14 protein-coding genes are annotated in these 14,577 nt (G+C 70.2%); 8 read left to right on the top strand and 6 right to left on the bottom strand.

The window, feature by feature from the left end:
• Together ATM97_RS26945 and ATM97_RS26940 are read right to left on the bottom strand one after the other, a co-directional pair.
• The coding region (locus ATM97_RS26945; protein ID WP_218721000.1) for a 1-phosphofructokinase family hexose kinase at positions 1–768 on the bottom strand (768 nt) is incomplete at its 3' end.
• A complete protein-coding gene (locus tag ATM97_RS26940; RefSeq protein WP_218720999.1) occupies positions 765–1,532 on the bottom strand; it encodes a DeoR/GlpR family DNA-binding transcription regulator in 768 nt (255 codons plus the stop codon). The genes ATM97_RS26945 and ATM97_RS26940, both read right to left, overlap by 4 nt.
• A gap of 273 nt (positions 1,533–1,805) precedes the next feature.
• On the opposite strand from ATM97_RS26940, the gene ATM97_RS26935 reads away from it, so the two are divergent.
• Positions 1,806–2,624: an amino acid-binding protein gene (locus ATM97_RS26935; RefSeq protein ID WP_218720998.1), complete on the top strand. Its 819-nt coding sequence runs from the start codon at positions 1,806–1,808 to the stop codon at positions 2,622–2,624.
• On the opposite strand, the gene ATM97_RS26930 is transcribed toward ATM97_RS26935, so the two are convergent.
• Complete coding sequence (locus ATM97_RS26930) at positions 2,625–2,849, bottom strand: hypothetical protein (protein WP_218720997.1); 225 nt, start codon at positions 2,847–2,849, stop codon at positions 2,625–2,627.
• A 107-nt stretch (positions 2,850–2,956) separates the two neighbouring features.
• Between ATM97_RS26930 and ATM97_RS26925 the strand changes: the two genes are divergently transcribed.
• Both ATM97_RS26925 and ATM97_RS26920 read left to right on the top strand, forming a co-directional pair.
• Positions 2,957–4,132: an alpha-hydroxy-acid oxidizing protein gene (locus ATM97_RS26925; protein WP_218720996.1), complete on the top strand. Its 1,176-nt coding sequence runs from the start codon at positions 2,957–2,959 to the stop codon at positions 4,130–4,132.
• Positions 4,133–4,269: 137 nt separating this feature from the next.
• Complete coding sequence (locus ATM97_RS26920; protein WP_218720995.1) at positions 4,270–5,034, top strand: DUF6319 family protein; 765 nt, start codon at positions 4,270–4,272, stop codon at positions 5,032–5,034.
• 21 nt (positions 5,035–5,055) lie between these two features.
• Here the strand turns inward: ATM97_RS26920 and ATM97_RS26915 are convergent, their stop codons facing one another.
• The gene (locus tag ATM97_RS26915) at positions 5,056–6,558 is read right to left on the bottom strand and encodes a GGDEF domain-containing protein (RefSeq protein WP_218720994.1); all 1,503 of its coding nucleotides are present in this window, start codon (positions 6,556–6,558) and stop codon (positions 5,056–5,058) included.
• Between the two features lie 220 nt (positions 6,559–6,778).
• Here ATM97_RS26915 and galK point away from each other — a divergent pair, with 220 nt between their 5' ends.
• From galK to ATM97_RS26895, 4 genes are all read left to right on the top strand, one after another.
• Positions 6,779–7,900 (top strand): galactokinase, encoded by a 1,122-nt coding sequence (galK, locus tag ATM97_RS26910; RefSeq protein ID WP_218720993.1) that lies wholly within the window; start codon positions 6,779–6,781, stop codon positions 7,898–7,900.
• Positions 7,901–8,050: 150 nt separating this feature from the next.
• Positions 8,051–9,769, top strand: coding sequence for a sodium:solute symporter family protein (locus ATM97_RS26905; protein ID WP_218720992.1), 1,719 nt, complete (start codon positions 8,051–8,053; stop codon positions 9,767–9,769).
• Positions 9,770–9,781: 12 nt separating this feature from the next.
• Positions 9,782–10,030, top strand: a complete 249-nt coding sequence (locus ATM97_RS26900; protein ID WP_218720991.1) for a hypothetical protein — start codon at positions 9,782–9,784, stop codon at positions 10,028–10,030.
• A 93-nt stretch (positions 10,031–10,123) separates the two neighbouring features.
• A complete protein-coding gene (locus ATM97_RS26895) occupies positions 10,124–11,461 on the top strand; it encodes a family 1 glycosylhydrolase (protein WP_218720990.1) in 1,338 nt (445 codons plus the stop codon).
• 54 nt (positions 11,462–11,515) lie between these two features.
• On the opposite strand, the gene ATM97_RS26890 is transcribed toward ATM97_RS26895, so the two are convergent.
• Together ATM97_RS26890 and ATM97_RS26885 are read right to left on the bottom strand one after the other, a co-directional pair.
• Positions 11,516–13,096: an alkaline phosphatase gene (locus ATM97_RS26890; RefSeq protein WP_218720989.1), complete on the bottom strand. Its 1,581-nt coding sequence runs from the start codon at positions 13,094–13,096 to the stop codon at positions 11,516–11,518.
• A gap of 87 nt (positions 13,097–13,183) precedes the next feature.
• The gene (locus tag ATM97_RS26885) at positions 13,184–13,672 is read right to left on the bottom strand and encodes a DUF420 domain-containing protein (protein ID WP_218720988.1); all 489 of its coding nucleotides are present in this window, start codon (positions 13,670–13,672) and stop codon (positions 13,184–13,186) included.
• A 159-nt stretch (positions 13,673–13,831) separates the two neighbouring features.
• On the opposite strand from ATM97_RS26885, the gene ATM97_RS26880 reads away from it, so the two are divergent.
• Positions 13,832–14,422 (top strand): TetR/AcrR family transcriptional regulator, encoded by a 591-nt coding sequence (locus ATM97_RS26880; RefSeq protein WP_218720987.1) that lies wholly within the window; start codon positions 13,832–13,834, stop codon positions 14,420–14,422.
• Positions 14,423–14,577: the final 155 nt, after the last annotated feature.

Genomic DNA, 14,577 nt, shown 5'->3' with positions numbered 1-14,577 from the left:
GATCGGCGGGGCCGCGGCGAACCAGGCGTCCTCGGCGGTGACCAGCACCGCACCGGCCGCGCCGAGGGTCGCCAGCACCGCGCCGACGCCCCGATCGACCAGGCGGGCGGCGGCCGCGGCGGCGGCCACGGGGTCGTCGAGGTCGACCGGGTCGAGCCCGGTCAGCTGGGCGAGTTCCTCGGCGTTCGGCTTGATGAGATCGGGTGCGACGCCGACAGATTCGGCGAACAGTGCCAGCAGGGGCGCGTCGGAGGTGTCGACCGCGATGCGGGTGCGGGTAGCGCCGTTCGCGGACGCGCCGAGGGGCGACAACCGCGCGACCAGCTCGGCGTACCAGTCGACCGGAACCGCGGGCGGCAGCGAACCGGACAGCACGATCCAGTCGGCCCCGGCGGCCAGCTCGACGAGCACCGCCGTCAGCTCGGCCAGCTCGCGGCCGGTCAGCGGACGGCCGGGAGCGTTGATCTTGGTGGTGGTGCCGTCGGTCTCGGCGATGGTCAGGTTGATGCGTGGTTCACCCGGCACCGGCACGGTACGGAAACCGATCCCCGCCGTGCGCAATCCGTGCACCACCGGATCGTCCTGGGCCCCCGGCAGCACCGCCACGACCGGCGCGTCACCCGCCGCGACGACGCGCGCGACGTTCACGCCCTTGCCGCCGGGTTGCGCAGTGACCCCGGCGGCGCGATGCACCTGCCCGCGTCGCAGCGGTCCGGTGAGGGTGACCGTGCGGTCCACGCTCGGGTTCGCGGTCAGGGTGACGATCATGCGAGGACCACCTCGATGCCCGCCGCGACCAGGTCCGCGTGCGCGCCGGCCGGGATATCGGTATCGGTGACCAGCACATCGATGTCGTCGGTGCTGCCGAAGCGGACGAAATCCTCCCGGCCGACCTTGCCCGCGTCGGCGACCACGACGACCCGGTCCGCGGCGGCGATCATCGCGCGCTTCACCGCGGCCTCCTCGGGATCGGGCGTGGACAGGCCGTGCCGGACGGTGAGCGCGTTGGTGCCGACGAAGGCGACGTCGACCCGCAGCTCGCCGAGCATTCGCAGTGTCTCGGCGCCGACGGCCGCCTGGGTGACCCCGCGCACCCGCCCGCCGAGCAGGTGCACCCGCACCCCGGCGAAACCGGTGAGCCGGGTGGCGATCGGCAGTGAGTTCGTGACCGCGACGAGGTCCAGGTCGGTCGGCAGCTCGGCGGCCACCCTGGCCGTCGTCGTGCCCGCGTCGAACAGCACGCTGCCGCCGGAAGCGGGCAGGTGGCGCTGGGCCAGCACGGCGATGCGGTCCTTCTCGGCGGCGCGGGTGTTGTCGCGTTCGGCGGTACCCAGCTCGATGGTGGTCAGCGCGCCCGCGCCGACCGCGCCGCCGTGTACCCGCCGGATCAGGCCGAGCCGGTCCAGGACGGCGAGATCGCGCCGCACGGTCTCGGTGGTGACCCCGTACTGATCGGCCAGTTCGGCGACGGAGACCCGTCCGCGATGCCCGATGAGGGTCGCGATGGCCTGCTGCCGTTCCTCGGCGTACATGGGTTCCTCCGATGCGCTGAATGTGTACTCATATTGTTTTATGCCCGTTTGTGTTGCTTTGTCAATCAATTATGGTGAGACGAGTCACAATCGTTGCGCGGCGCTATCGTCGGTCACCATTCGGTCCCGGGTGCTCGCGGTCACATCCGCGCGGTGCGCGTGGCGGGTGTCACCGTGGAAGGCGGTGCAGGTCAAGCGGTTTCGGTGCGACTGTCACGCCCCGTTTACGTGTCTCGTCGATGATCGACACGTGCGCGGGTGACGCTGAGCCGCATGTGGCGAATCGCAGTGCGACCCCGTGTCACGGCCCTGGCCTGCGAGGTGTGCGGGCGGCTGCCGCACCCGCGCCGCACCCGGCTGGCGCTGGCCAAACTGGCGGCGGTGTTCCCGGTGGAGCTGGCGCTGCACGCGCTGGTGATCCACCTGCACCCGCCCTATCTGCTCACCGTCGCCCTGCTGACGATCACCACCACGATCCTGGTGATCTGGGTGGTCGAGCCGGGGGCGATGCGCATGCTGGGCGGCTGGCTGCACGGCCCGGAGCTACGCCACCGCGACCGGATCGACGAGGCGCAGGCACTGTGGCGGATCCGGGTCAGGCTGGCGGACCGTCCGGGCGCGCTGGAGACGCTGGCCAAACACCTGGCGCAGCGCGGGGCCAACATCCTCACGGTGCACGTGCATCAACTCGAGGACGCAGTGCTCGACGAACTCGTCGTCGCCGCGCCCGAGGGGGTCACCGTGCACAGTCTCACCTCGGCGGTGGTGCAGGCGGGTGGTTCGGGGGTGCGGGTCTGGCCCGCGACGGTGCTGTCGTTGATCGACGGTCAGACCAAGGCGCTGGCCATCGCGGCCCGGATCGTGGGCGATCCGGACGAATTGCCCTTGGCCGTCGCCGAATTGCTCGGCGCGCGCTATCTCGCGCCCGGCACGCCCGCGGCGGGCGATGTGGGCGAGGGCACCGTGCTGGAACTCGAACGCGACGACGATCGCTGGGGATTCGTGCGTCCCGACGAACCGTTCACGCCGGCCGAGATCGCGCGGGCGCATCGGCTGGCCGACCTGGCCGCGCTCACCGCCCGGCTGCGGTGATCAGTCGAAGCCGAGATCGGCGGTGAGCGGATCGCGTAGCGCGCCCTCGGCGGCGCGTAGTCGGTCGGTCACCGAGGTGAGCAGGTCCATCGAATCCTGGGAGAGGCCACAGGCGAGGAGGGTGAGGTAGCGGATCGCACCGTGGGTGATGCGCCGAGCGAGGAGAACGTCCGGGTCGGCGGGTGCGGCCGAGTGTTCGACGAGGGTCACGACAGGGGCACTCACAATCTCGGAACGTGCTGCTGGGTACGCTGCTGTCTACTTACGAGTATGACGCACCTTACATCCCCCCTGGGGTCTGTGAACCCCGGCTCGCATGCGAAAGTTCAGCGATGAGTCAGTTCGCCGACTATCAGAACGAGATCTACCTGGCCGCGCTCGGTGGGAATCTGCCCGAATTTCCCATGGACTACGCGACGCTCGAGCGCAAGGCGACCGCCGCGCTGCCCGACACGCTGCTGAACTACATCGCCGGTGGGGCGGGCGACGAGCTCACCCAGCGCCGCAATGCCGAGGCCTTCGCCGACTGGGGGCTGGTGCCCCGGATGCTGGTCGGGGCGACCGAGCGCGATCTCACCGTCACCGCCTTCGGGCACACCTTCGCCAGCCCGCTGTTCCTGGCCCCCGTCGGCGTGATCGGCCTGGTCGGCGAGAACGGCCACGGTGACATCGCGGTGGCCCAGGCGTCGGCGAAAACCGGTGTGCCCGCGATGTTCTCGACGCTGATGGAAGACCCGCTCGAGGACGTCCGCCCGCACGCGGGCGACACGCCGTCGTTCTTCCAGCTGTACACGCCGAAGAACCGGGAGCTGGCCGAGAGCCTGGTCCGCCGTGCCGAGGCGGCCGGCTACGCGGGCATCACCGTCACCCTCGACACCTGGGTCCCCGGCTGGCGGCCGCGCGACCTGTCCAGCGGCAACTTCCCGCAGCTGCGCGGGCACGTGCTGAAGAACTACACCAGCGACCCGGTGTTCCAGGCGATGGTCGGCTCCGATGATCCGAAGCTGATTGTCCTGCACTGGATCGCGACCTTCGGCAACTCGCTGACCTGGGACGACCTGACCTGGCTCCGCTCGCTGACCGAGCTGCCGATCATTCTCAAGGGCATCTCGCACCCCGAGGACGCGCGCAAGGCGATCGACTTCGGCGCCGACGGCATCTACTGCTCCAATCACGGTGGGCGCCAGGCCAACGGCGGGCTCAGCGCGCTCGAGACGCTGCCCGCTGTCGTCGCCGCGTGTGACGACCGGGTGCCGGTGCTGTTCGACTCCGGCGTCCGCTCCGGCGCCGACGTCGTCAAGGCGCTGGGTCTGGGCGCGACCATGGTCGGGCTCGGCAGGCCGTACGTGTACGGGCTGGCGCTGGGCGGGGTGCGCGGACTGGTGCACCTGCTGCGCAGCTACGCCGCCGAGGCCGATCTGCTGATGGCCGTCAACGGGTATCCCGATGTCGCCGCGGTGCGCGCCAACATCCGCCCGACGACCGCGGGCAACGCCGCCCGCGACTGATCCGCGGACGGCCGGGAAGCCCGTCATCGGACGGGTTTTCGGGCCGTGACGGTGGGCTCGCCCGGAACATGTCGGTGGCGTGCGGCATCATCTCCAGCACACCACGCTGTAGAACGCACCAACCTCCGGAGTCCACGATGTCCTCGCCGAGCACCAAGTCCGCATCCCGCCGATCCGCCCCGCAGGTACTGTCCGAGGCCGAGCTCGCGCGCATCGCGGGTGAGCTGGCCGACGGCAAACCGCCGATGGTGTGGTTCACCGCCGCCGCCGTCGGCGTCGCGGAGGGCAAGTCGGGCAAGGTCGTCGCCCTCGGCGACCCGGCCGACGGCGACTTCCTGCAGGTGAAGCCCACCGGTTCCAAAGATGTGCTGTCGTTCGGACCGAGCGAGGTGACGCTGACCAAGCCGGCCCGCGCGACTACCGTAGCGCCGGGCGGATCCTCGCGGACCCGCCCGGAGAGTGTCCCCGAGCCGAGCAATCGAAAGGACCACACTGTGACCCAGCCGTCGACCCTGCCGAGCGCCGCACCGACGCCGCCCGCTCCTCGGTCGCTCGCGCCCGTCCCCGACGAGTCCGCCGCGCCCAAGCCGGCGACATCGCGTCCGGCGGCGAAGACCACGGCGGCGCGCAAGCCCAAGGCGCCCGAGGTGACCGTCACCCTCACCGGCACGTCCGACGGTGAGTGGACCGTCGACGTGGTCAACGGTAAGAAGCGCAGTGTGAAGGGGCTGGCGGTGAGCAGTGGCGCCGTCGCCCAGGCCGCCAAGATCCTGCACCCGGAGGTCGAGGAAGTCGTGGCCGGGATCCTGGAGGCCGCGCGGGGCGCGCAGCAGGCCAAGGTCGCCCAGCTGCAGGCCGAACTGGAGGCGGCCAAAAGGCTCCTTGCCGAACTAGGAGACTGAGCGCCGTCCCCACCCGCACGGCTATACCGCTGTGCTGGTGGGACTTCCGGTACTGCGCAGGACCCGGGGCCCGGTGTTCTGGCGCAGGCTGTCGTGGAAGGCGAGACCGAGGCGGTATTCCTTGGCGTGGTACATCGCGGCGTCGGCGGCGCGGATCAGGTCGAAGACCGTGGAGTCGGTCGGCCGGGTGGCCACACAGGCCACGCCGATGCTGGCGGTGATGGGAATCTCGCCGCAGCTCAGATCGAACGGCCGCACGAACGCGCCGAGCAGCTGTTGGGCGAGTACCGCCGCCTCGGCCCGGCTGCGGGCGGCGAGCACGACGAACTCGTCACCGCCATAGCGGGCGGTGACGTCGCTGCGCCGGGCGGTGCGGCGGATGCGGGCGGCGGCCTCGGCGATCAGTTCGTCGCCGACGGCGTGCCCGTAGCTGTCGTTGACCATCTTGAAGCCGTCGAGGTCGATGAACAACAGGCACAACGGTTTTCCGGCCCACTCCCGGCGATGCCGGTGCGGCGCCCGCAGCAGCGCGCCCCGGTTGAACAGGCCGGTGAGCAGATCGTGGTCGGCCTGGTACTGGGCGCGGCGCTCGCTGCGCAGGCTCCGGGCGATCGCGCGTTCGCTGCGCACCAGCACCCCGACCAGCAGCAGGGTGAGCAGCAGGCAGATCACCACCCGGTCGCCCGAGCCGAGGTCGGCGCCGACGACGCTCACCAGCGAGGCGGCGACCAGCGCCACCGCGATCGCGCCCGCGCGTCTGCGCGATCGGTGCGGGTGCGCGTCGTCGGCCACGTGCGCCACGCCCATCGTCGGGTGCAGCGCGGCCAGCCCCGCCAGCAGGTACGCCCACTGTTGCGGCACCAGCGCGAAACCGCTGTCGACGAAGACGGTGCCCGCGGCGGTGAGGCTTTCGAGCAGCCCGCCGACGAGCACCGCGATCAGCGCGGCCTGCAGCAGCCGCAACGCGGTCTCGCTGCGGACCACGGTGGCCAGCGAGTGCGCGAGCACGGTCAGCAGCAGCGCGTCGATCACCGGGTAGCTCGCGGCCAGCACGGTGTCGAAACCGGTGGGGTGGCGCAGGATCGGCGAGATCAGGAACGTCCACGAGGCCAGCAGGGCGCTGAGCCCGATCAGCATCGAGTCGAGCCACAGATCGCGGGCGCCCGCCACGCGGCGCGGTTGCAGCCAGCCCACCGCCGCCAGCCCGAGGCACAGATAGGCGGCCACGGTGCACAGATCATCGACGGGGCGCCACGCGCTGTGCAAACCGAGTTCGCGTATCGCGGTCCCCGCCGCGAACAGCGGGACCGAGGTGGCCAGCAGGTACCAGGGCGTCCGGTGCGCCGGCCGGTGACTGTAGAGGCCGTAGCCGATCATCGCCAGACTGCCCGCGACAATCGCGACCAGCAGCAGGAACGACAGTGACCGCGTGCCGAGCAGCGGCGCGAGCAGCGCGGCCCCGGCCGCCCCGAGGACGATCGCGTACCAGCGCGGGTTCCGCCGGCATGTCTCGCTGATGGTCATCAGCCCCCCTCGATCCTGCTGCGCACGCGACGAGCGCCGATCGAACGTAAGAGACGCTCAAAACCTTTACAACTCAGTCGATCATGACACGTTCGGCACCCGGTTGTCGTGCCCTTGCGCGCATTGCCGGATACCGATTCGGTACCCGGTGCGCGGCACCCGGCCGACAGGGTGTGTGGTGGGATCGCCGCAGCGTCGACGAGTGTAGAGGAGCCGAAAGATGGACAGCTGGATCGCACCCGGCCGGGTCAACATCATCGGTGAGCACACCGACTACAACGACGGGTTCGTGCTGCCCATCGCCTTGCCGCTGGGCGTGGTCTGCGCGGCCGGGCCCACCGCGGACGGCCGGGTCCGGCTCACCTCGGCGCAGCGGCCGGGCGAGGTCGTCGTGGTCGCGGTGCGAGAGCTTGCGGCGCAGCGTGATCGGGTGCCCGGGTGGGCGCGGTATCCGCTCGGGGTGGTGGTCGAGTTCACACGCCGGGGGCATCCGATCGAGGGGGTGCGGCTCGAGGTCGACGGCGCGGTGCCGATCGGGGCGGGATTGTCGTCCTCGGCGGCGCTGTGCTGCGCGGTGACGGTGGCGCTGCGCGAGTTGTTCGCGCCCGAACTCACCGATCGCGCCGTCGTCGAGATCGCGCGCGCCGCGGAGAACGGTTTCGCCGGGGTGCCGACCGGGCTGCTCGACCAGTCCGCGTCGATCCTGTGCACGGCGGGTCACGCGCTGTTCCTCGACGTGCGCGCCTTCACGGCGCCCGACGGCCCCGAACCCGCTGCGGTGGAGCAGATTCCGTTCGATCTCGCGGCGGCGGGGCTGGCACTGATCGTCGCCGACACCGGCCATCCGCACGACCTGGCCGACGGCGCGTATGCCGAGCGCCGGGCGCAGTGCGAGGCGGCCGCCGCCGTGCTGGGGGTGCGCGCCCTGCGCGATGCCACCGAGGCCGACCTGCCCCGGCTCGCCGATCCGCTGCTGCGGCGGCGGGCCAGGCATGTGGTCACCGAGAACGCGCGGGTGCTCGCTGTCGTCGACCGTCTGCGTTCGGGTGCCGACCCGCGGACGATCGGTGGACTGCTCACCGCGTCGCACCGGTCGCTGCGGGACGATTTCGAGGTGTCGGCCCCCGCGCTCGACCTCGCGGTCGACGCGGCCCTGGCGGCGGGCGCGCACGGCGCGCGGCTGGTCGGCGGCGGTTTCGGCGGCAGCGTGCTGGCGCTGGTCGACCGTGCGGACGGCGACCGGGTGGCCGCGCGGATCGAGCAGCGCTTCCTGACGGCGGGTCTGGCCGCGCCCCGGGTCTTCACCGTCGAACCGGCCGCCGGGGCCCACCGAGTGGCCTGAACAAAAGTTCGCTGAACCCGATTCGGCCTGTGACGCGCAGCACCATCGCGCACAGTAAATCCATCCGAGAATGTTCGGCGGGCGACGCGGCCCGCGCCGTCGCCAACGACGCCCCTGCGCCGCCCGGTTCCAGGCCAGGAGGGACACGCTGTGCCGCTTGCCGTTTCCACCACCACGCTCGACGCGTCGTCGACCCTGCGTCTGGACGCCGCTCCCGTCGACTACGCGCTCGTCGCTTTGTATTTCGTGTTCGTGCTCGGCATCGGGCTGATCGCCCGGCGCCGGGTGTCCTCCAGCGTCGACTTCTTCCTCTCCGGCCGATCGCTGCCGGCCTGGGTCACCGGGCTCGCCTTCATCTCCGCCAATCTGGGCGCGGTGGAGATCATGGGCATGTCGGCCAACGGCGCCCAGTACGGCTTCCCGACGTTCAACTACTTCTGGATCGGCGCCGTGCCCGCCATGCTCTTTCTGGGCGTGGTGATGATGCCGTTCTACTACGGCTCCAGGGTCCGCTCGGTGCCCGAGTTCATGCGCAGGCGCTTCGGCACCGGCGCGCACCTGGTGAACGCGCTGAGTTTCGCGCTGGCCCAGGTGCTCATCGCCGGGGTGAACCTCTACCTGCTCGGCACCATCGTCAATGTGCTGCTGGGCTGGCCGCTGTGGATCTCGGTGATCGTGGCGGCGGCGATCGTGCTGTCCTATGTCACCCTGGGCGGGCTCTCGGCCGCGATCTACAACGAGGTGCTGCAGTTCTTCGTCATCGTGGCGGCGCTGCTGCCGCTGACCCTGGTCGGTCTGCACCGGGTCGGCGGCTGGGAAGGCTTGCAGGACAAGGTGACCGCCTCGCCGGGCGGTGCCGCCCAGCTGAGCACCTGGCCGGGCAACGCGATGAGCGGGTTCACCGACGACTTCGCCTCGATCATGGGCATCGTGTTCGGCCTGGGCTTCGTGCTCTCCTTCGGCTACTGGACGACCAATTTCGTCGAGGTGCAGCGCGCCCTGGCGACACACTCGATCTCGGCCGCGCGGCGCACGCCCATCATCGGCGCCTACCCGAAGATGTTCATCCCGCTGATCGTGGTCATCCCCGGCATGATCAGCGCGGTGCTGGTGCCGCAGATGATCGAGTACAAGCAGCAGGTCACCGCGAATCCGGATTTCGAGGGCGACGTCACCTACAACCAGGCGCTGCTGTTCCTGATGAAAGAGGTGCTGCCGAACGGGTTGCTGGGGGTGGGCCTGGCCGGTCTGCTCGCGGCGTTCATGGCGGGCATGGCGGCCAATGTCTCCGCGTTCAACACCGTGTTCAGCTTCGACCTGTGGCAGCAGTACGTGTGTAAGGGCAGGCCAGACGGCTACTACCTGAAGGTCGGCAGGCTGGCGACGGTCGGCGCGACCGTCGCGGCGATCTTCACCGCGTTCATCGCGGGTGGATTCAGCAACATGATGGACTACCTGCAGACGCTGTTCAGCTTCTTCAACGCGCCGCTGTTCGCGACCTTCATCCTCGGCATGCTGTGGAAGCGGATGACACCCGCCGCGGGCTGGGTCGGCCTGGTCAGTGGCACGCTGGCCGCGGTATCGGTGTTCCTGCTCAACGAGACCGGGGTGACGAACCTGTCCGGGCAAGGCGCGAGCTTCGTCGCCGCGGGGGCCGCCTTCGTCGTCGATATCACCGTCAGCGTCGCGGTCACGCTGGTCACCCGGCCCAAGCCCGCCGCGGAACTGGTCGGCCTGGTCTACTCCGAGACCCCGAAGGCGCTGCGCACCGACCCCGACGCGGACTCGCTGCCCTGGTACCAGCGCCCGGTACTGCTCGCCGGGATCGCGCTCGTGCTGGTGATCGCCCTCAACATCGTCGTCGGATAAGGAGACAGGGCCATGCTTTTCGATATCCGCACCATCATCGGCGCGTTGCTCGGTTGCTACGGCGTCGTCCTGGTGATCACCTCGCTGGTGCAGGACCCGGCCGCGCAGGAGGCCAAGACCGGCGGGATCGACGTGAACCTGTGGGCGGGTCTTGGCATGCTTGGGGTGACTGTCGTGTTCGTCGGCTGGGCGTTCCTGCGCCCGGTCCGGGTGCCCGAGACGTCCCCACTCACCCTGGAGGACTTCACCGCCGATCAGTAGCTCCCGGAATCCGCCACATATTGGACATGTGACCAGTAAAGTCCGGGCTGCTGACATCACCGCCGCTCGACCACCTGGGGAGATCCTGCCGATATGAGACGCACGCGCATCCTGTGTACGATTCTGTCGACGATCGCGCTCGTGCTCGGCGGGAGCGGCACGGTCTTCGCGGCGCCCAGCGGGTCCGGCACCGGCAGTGCGGCGGCCGCGCCGACGCGTGTGCCCGCCCTCGGCGCGGACTTCCAGTGGGGCGTGTCCATGTCCGGGTTCCAGTCCGAAGGTCATGCGCCGGACAGCAACTGGAGCCGCTACGCCGGTTCGGGGAAGGCGCGAGATCCGTACGGCGACTCGGTCGACTTCTACACCCGCTACGCCGAAGACATCGAACTGGCGGCCGGGCTGGGGGTACGGGTCTTCCGGCTCAGCATCGAGTGGGCGCGGGTGCAGCCGCGCGCGGATGTCTGGAACGACGACGACTTCCGGTTCTACGACGCGGTCCTGGCGAAGATCCGGGCGGCGGGGATGCGGCCCATGCTCACCCTCGATCACTGGGTCATCCCCGGCTGGGCGGCCGACCGGGGCGGCTGGACGAACCAGGGCATGGTCGCGGACTGGCTGGCCAATATGCGCCGCGTGGTCGATCGGTACGCGGCGTTCGATCCGCTGTGGGTGACCATCAACGAGCCGATGGGGTACGTGGCCCAGTCGATCAAGATCGGTGACATCGGACCGCTCGACGCCGTGCCGATGTTCGACCGGCTGGTGCAGGCGCACGGAGCGATCTACGACTACATCCACCAGCGGCAGCCGGGCGCGAAGGTGACCAGCAATGTCGCACAGTATCCGATCGTGCAGAATCTCACGGATCTGCTGTTCGTCGACCGGGTGCGGGGCAAGCTCGACTACCTCGGCATCGACTTCTATTACGGTGTCTCGCTCCAGCATCCGCCGACCACCGCGCTGGTGGGTGACGAGCTGTGGAAGAACGCGATCGAGCCCGAGGGCATCTACTACGACCTGCGCACCTACGCCGAGAAGTTCCCCGGCCTGCCGATCTATGTGGTGGAGAACGGGCTGCCGACCGAGCACGGCGCGCCCCGCCACGACGGCTATACCCGCGCCGACCATCTGCGCGACACCGTGTACTGGCTCCAGCGTGCCGAGCTCGACGGCATCGACGTCATCGGCTACAACTACTGGAGCCTCACCGACAACTACGAATGGGGCAGCTACGCACCGCGTTTCGGGCTCTACACCGTCGATGTGACCGACCCCGGCCTGACCCGCCGCCCCACCGACGCGGTGGCCGCCCTGCGTGCGATCACCTCCGCGAACGGCGTCCCGGCGGACTATCGTCCGACCCGCCGACCCGCGCTGTGTTCGATCGTCACTCCCTTGCAGAGCTGCCTGCGTCCTGTCTCCGTGCCGTGAGCCTCGGGGCCTGTCGGGCATCCGACGTCGGCGCAGGAGGACCTGCCGCCGTTCTCACGCCGGACCGGCTCCCGGAATACCGTCCTGGACGACGAAACCGGCGCGGGTGCTGATCGGTGCTCCCGGCCGGGTGACATAGGGCAGCACCCGGAAGTCGGTGCGCCACAGCCGGTGATCCAGCTCGACCCGGGCATAGCCGCGCTGCCGGTTGTAGAACTTCATGTCCGGATTGGCCGCGAGCAGCGCCCGCCCGCTATCGGGGAAGTCGGCGCCGTCACCGCCGGTGGTGATCGAGGTGCCCGTGAATTCCGTGGCCACCACGGGTGATTCGGGATCGGCGTAGTCGCCGCGCAGGTCGGCGACGTAGTTCTCGTGGCGGTCGCCGGTGATCACGACGAGATTGCCCGCGGCGCGTGCGGCCGCCGCGCCGAGCACCGTGTTGCGGTCGGCGATGTAGCCGTCCCAGGCGTCGGTGCCCAGCAACAGCTCCGGTCCCGGGTCGTAGTCGGACTGCGCCATCGCGACCTGGTTGCCGAGCACCTGCCAGCGCGTGGGCGAGGTGGACAGGCCGTCGACGAGCCAGTCCCGTTGCGCCGCACCGAGGATCGTGCGGTCGGTGGCGAAGCGGTCGGCGCAGCCGGTGACCGCGGTGCCGTCGCCACAGGCCTGCGGGGAGCGGTACTGCCTGGTGTCGATCATGGTGAACTCGGCCAGATCGCCGAAACGGTAGCGCCGGTGCAGGTGCGCGCTCGGCCCGGCGGGCAGCTGGGCCAGGCGCAGGGGTTGATGCTCGTACATGGCCTGGAAGGCGGCGGCCTTGCGGCGCCGGTACAGCGGCGGCAGCCGGTACACGTCGAGACCGAGTCCCGGCTGCGCCCCGGCCCAGTTGTTGTCGAGTTCGTGGTCGTCGAGGGTGACCAGCCAGGGAAAGGCCGCGTGCGCGCGTTGCAGCGGCGGTTCGGTCTTGGCCTGGGCGTACTTGAGGCGGTACCCCGTCAGGTTCACCGCCTCGCCCTCCAGCTGGGGCGGCAGGCTCGCGCCCTGCCGCGCGAGCACCCAGGACGACTCGTAGATGTAGTCGCCCAGGTGCACCACCAGGTCCAGATCCTCGGCGCTCAGATGCTCGTAGGCGGTGTAGTACCCGGAGCTCCAGGACTGGCACGAGGCGAAGGCGAAGCGCATCCGAGCGGTCGGGCTGCCCGCCACCGGCGCGGTGCGGGTGCGACCGACGGGGGAGATCGCCGAGCCCGCCCGGAATCGATAGAAGTACCACCGATCCGGCGCCAGCCCGCCGACCTCGGGATGCACGCTGTGGCCGAGCGCGCGGGTGGCCACCGCCGCGCCCCTGGCCACCACCCTGGTGAAGCGCTCGTCCTCGGCGACCTCGTAGTCGACGGTCACCGGGTCGATCGGCATCCCGCCGTACCCGTCGGGCGCCAGCGGATCGGGTGCGAGCCGCGTCCACAGCACTACGCCGTCGGCGGTCGGCTCCCCGGAAGCGACACCGAGGGAGAACGGTTCGCCGAGTGTGCGCGGCGCGGCGAAGCGGGCGCTGCTCACCGCCGACACGCCGACCGCGGCCGCGACCGAACCGGTCACGCCGAAGCGCAGGAGTTGCCGACGGGACAGCGTCATCGCCTGTCGTCCTTTCACCGTCACCGAATGCGGAGTTCCCCTCCGATTCTGTCCGGCGCGGCCCCGACACGCGAACGAGACGGCCGATCAGGCGGCGAAAGCGAGCCAGTAGAAGACCCAGCAGGACAGCGCGGTGAGCGTCATATCGATCGCCGCGACCCCGGCCCACCGGCGGTGCCACGCAGCGTGCGCGCCCGGCAGCGGCGGATTGCCGAAATTGCGCACCGCCCGCACGATCACCACCGGCCACAGCAGTACCGAGGTGACGGCGAACACCAGGTGGATCGCCAGCGACGTCCACACCGCGGTGGAGGCCGTGCCGCCCACGACTCCCGCGGAGCGTTCCTGCCAGCCATTGAAGCGCACATCCAGTTCGAACAGCACGACGGCGACCAGTAGCGCGACACCCAGTCCGAGCTGGATCCCGCGGTGGAGCCGGAACCGCCTGCCGACCTTGACCCGGTACACACTCCATCCGAGCGCGAGCACCACCAGCACCATCGACGTCACCATCATGTCCATGGCGATCGACGCCCTCGTGCCGAGGAAGCCGTCGATCCCACTAAGGTCGTTCATCGCAATAGCTCCGTGTCGTCGGTGCGCGGCGCAGGCCCGACCAGGTCCGGGACGCACATGAATCGCTCTTGGAGACACGGTGTCTCCAAAAGCTCGACGGCACGCTAGCACGTACCCGAACTGGAACCGGACACGGGGAAGAGAAAGCAGCCGAGGTCCATGCCCAAGATCAACGCGGACAGCGTCCGCGAGCATCGCGCCCGAGTACTCGCGGCGCTGATCGACAGCGCCGAGTTCCTCCTGGCCCAGGACAGCGAGACAACCCTGACCGCCGGGGCGGTGGCGGCCCGCGCGGGAATCGCCCGCAACAGCATCTACCGCTACGTCGACTCGATCGACGATCTGATCGAGATGGTGGCCACCCGCGGCTTTCCACGGTGGACGAGCGCGGTCCGCGACGCGATCGAGGCCGCACCGACACCCGCCGCCGGCGTGGTGGCCTACGTCCGCGTCAACGTCGAGCAGGCCGTCGACGGGGATCACGCCTGGCGCACCGCGCTCTCGCGGATGAACCTCTCGGCGCCCGCGCGGGCGCGGGTGATCGCGTTGCACACCGAACTGGCCGACCTCCTGCGCGGGGAACTGTCCGCGGCGGCGGTGACGAATCCCGCCCTGGTGACGGAGTCACTCCAGGCGCTGGTCGACGCGTGCGTGCGCCGGGTCGACGCGGGCGACGACCCGGCCACCGTCATCGACTACGCGGGCCGCGTCGCCGCCGTGCTCGTCAGCGAGGCGACGGCCGCACCGTGACCGGCTGCGCACGCAGCCGGTCGACGCGGGTCGAACTGGGCACTGCGGTCAGCAGCGCCGGATCATTTCCCCTGGAACGGCTGGTTGATCGTGGTGAAGTACTGGATGGCCGCGCCGAGGGCGACCGGCGCGGTCACCAGGATCTGTCCCGCCAC

Origin of the sequence: Nocardia sp. MH4 (assembly GCF_019266065.1) — a bacterium.
GTDB lineage: Bacteria > Actinomycetota > Actinomycetes > Mycobacteriales > Mycobacteriaceae > Nocardia > Nocardia canadensis.
This window is presented reverse-complemented; position numbering and strand designations above follow the sequence as displayed.

What these genes read in the sequence shown, in the direction of transcription:
- ATM97_RS26940 (WP_218720999.1), bottom strand. Translation starts at nt 1,532, where the DNA reads ATGTACGCCGAGGAACGGCAGCAGGCCATCGCGACCCTCATCGGGCAT.
- ATM97_RS26935 (WP_218720998.1), top strand. Translation starts at nt 1,806, where the DNA reads ATGTGGCGAATCGCAGTGCGACCCCGTGTCACGGCCCTGGCCTGCGAG.
- ATM97_RS26925 (WP_218720996.1), top strand. Translation starts at nt 2,957, where the DNA reads ATGAGTCAGTTCGCCGACTATCAGAACGAGATCTACCTGGCCGCGCTC.
- ATM97_RS26920 (WP_218720995.1), top strand. Translation starts at nt 4,270, where the DNA reads ATGTCCTCGCCGAGCACCAAGTCCGCATCCCGCCGATCCGCCCCGCAG.
- ATM97_RS26915 (WP_218720994.1), bottom strand. Translation starts at nt 6,558, where the DNA reads ATGACCATCAGCGAGACATGCCGGCGGAACCCGCGCTGGTACGCGATC.
- galK (WP_218720993.1), top strand. Translation starts at nt 6,779, where the DNA reads ATGGACAGCTGGATCGCACCCGGCCGGGTCAACATCATCGGTGAGCAC.
- ATM97_RS26900 (WP_218720991.1), top strand. Translation starts at nt 9,782, where the DNA reads ATGCTTTTCGATATCCGCACCATCATCGGCGCGTTGCTCGGTTGCTAC.
- ATM97_RS26895 (WP_218720990.1), top strand. Translation starts at nt 10,124, where the DNA reads ATGAGACGCACGCGCATCCTGTGTACGATTCTGTCGACGATCGCGCTC.
- ATM97_RS26890 (WP_218720989.1), bottom strand. Translation starts at nt 13,096, where the DNA reads ATGACGCTGTCCCGTCGGCAACTCCTGCGCTTCGGCGTGACCGGTTCG.
- ATM97_RS26885 (WP_218720988.1), bottom strand. Translation starts at nt 13,672, where the DNA reads ATGAACGACCTTAGTGGGATCGACGGCTTCCTCGGCACGAGGGCGTCG.
- ATM97_RS26880 (WP_218720987.1), top strand. Translation starts at nt 13,832, where the DNA reads ATGCCCAAGATCAACGCGGACAGCGTCCGCGAGCATCGCGCCCGAGTA.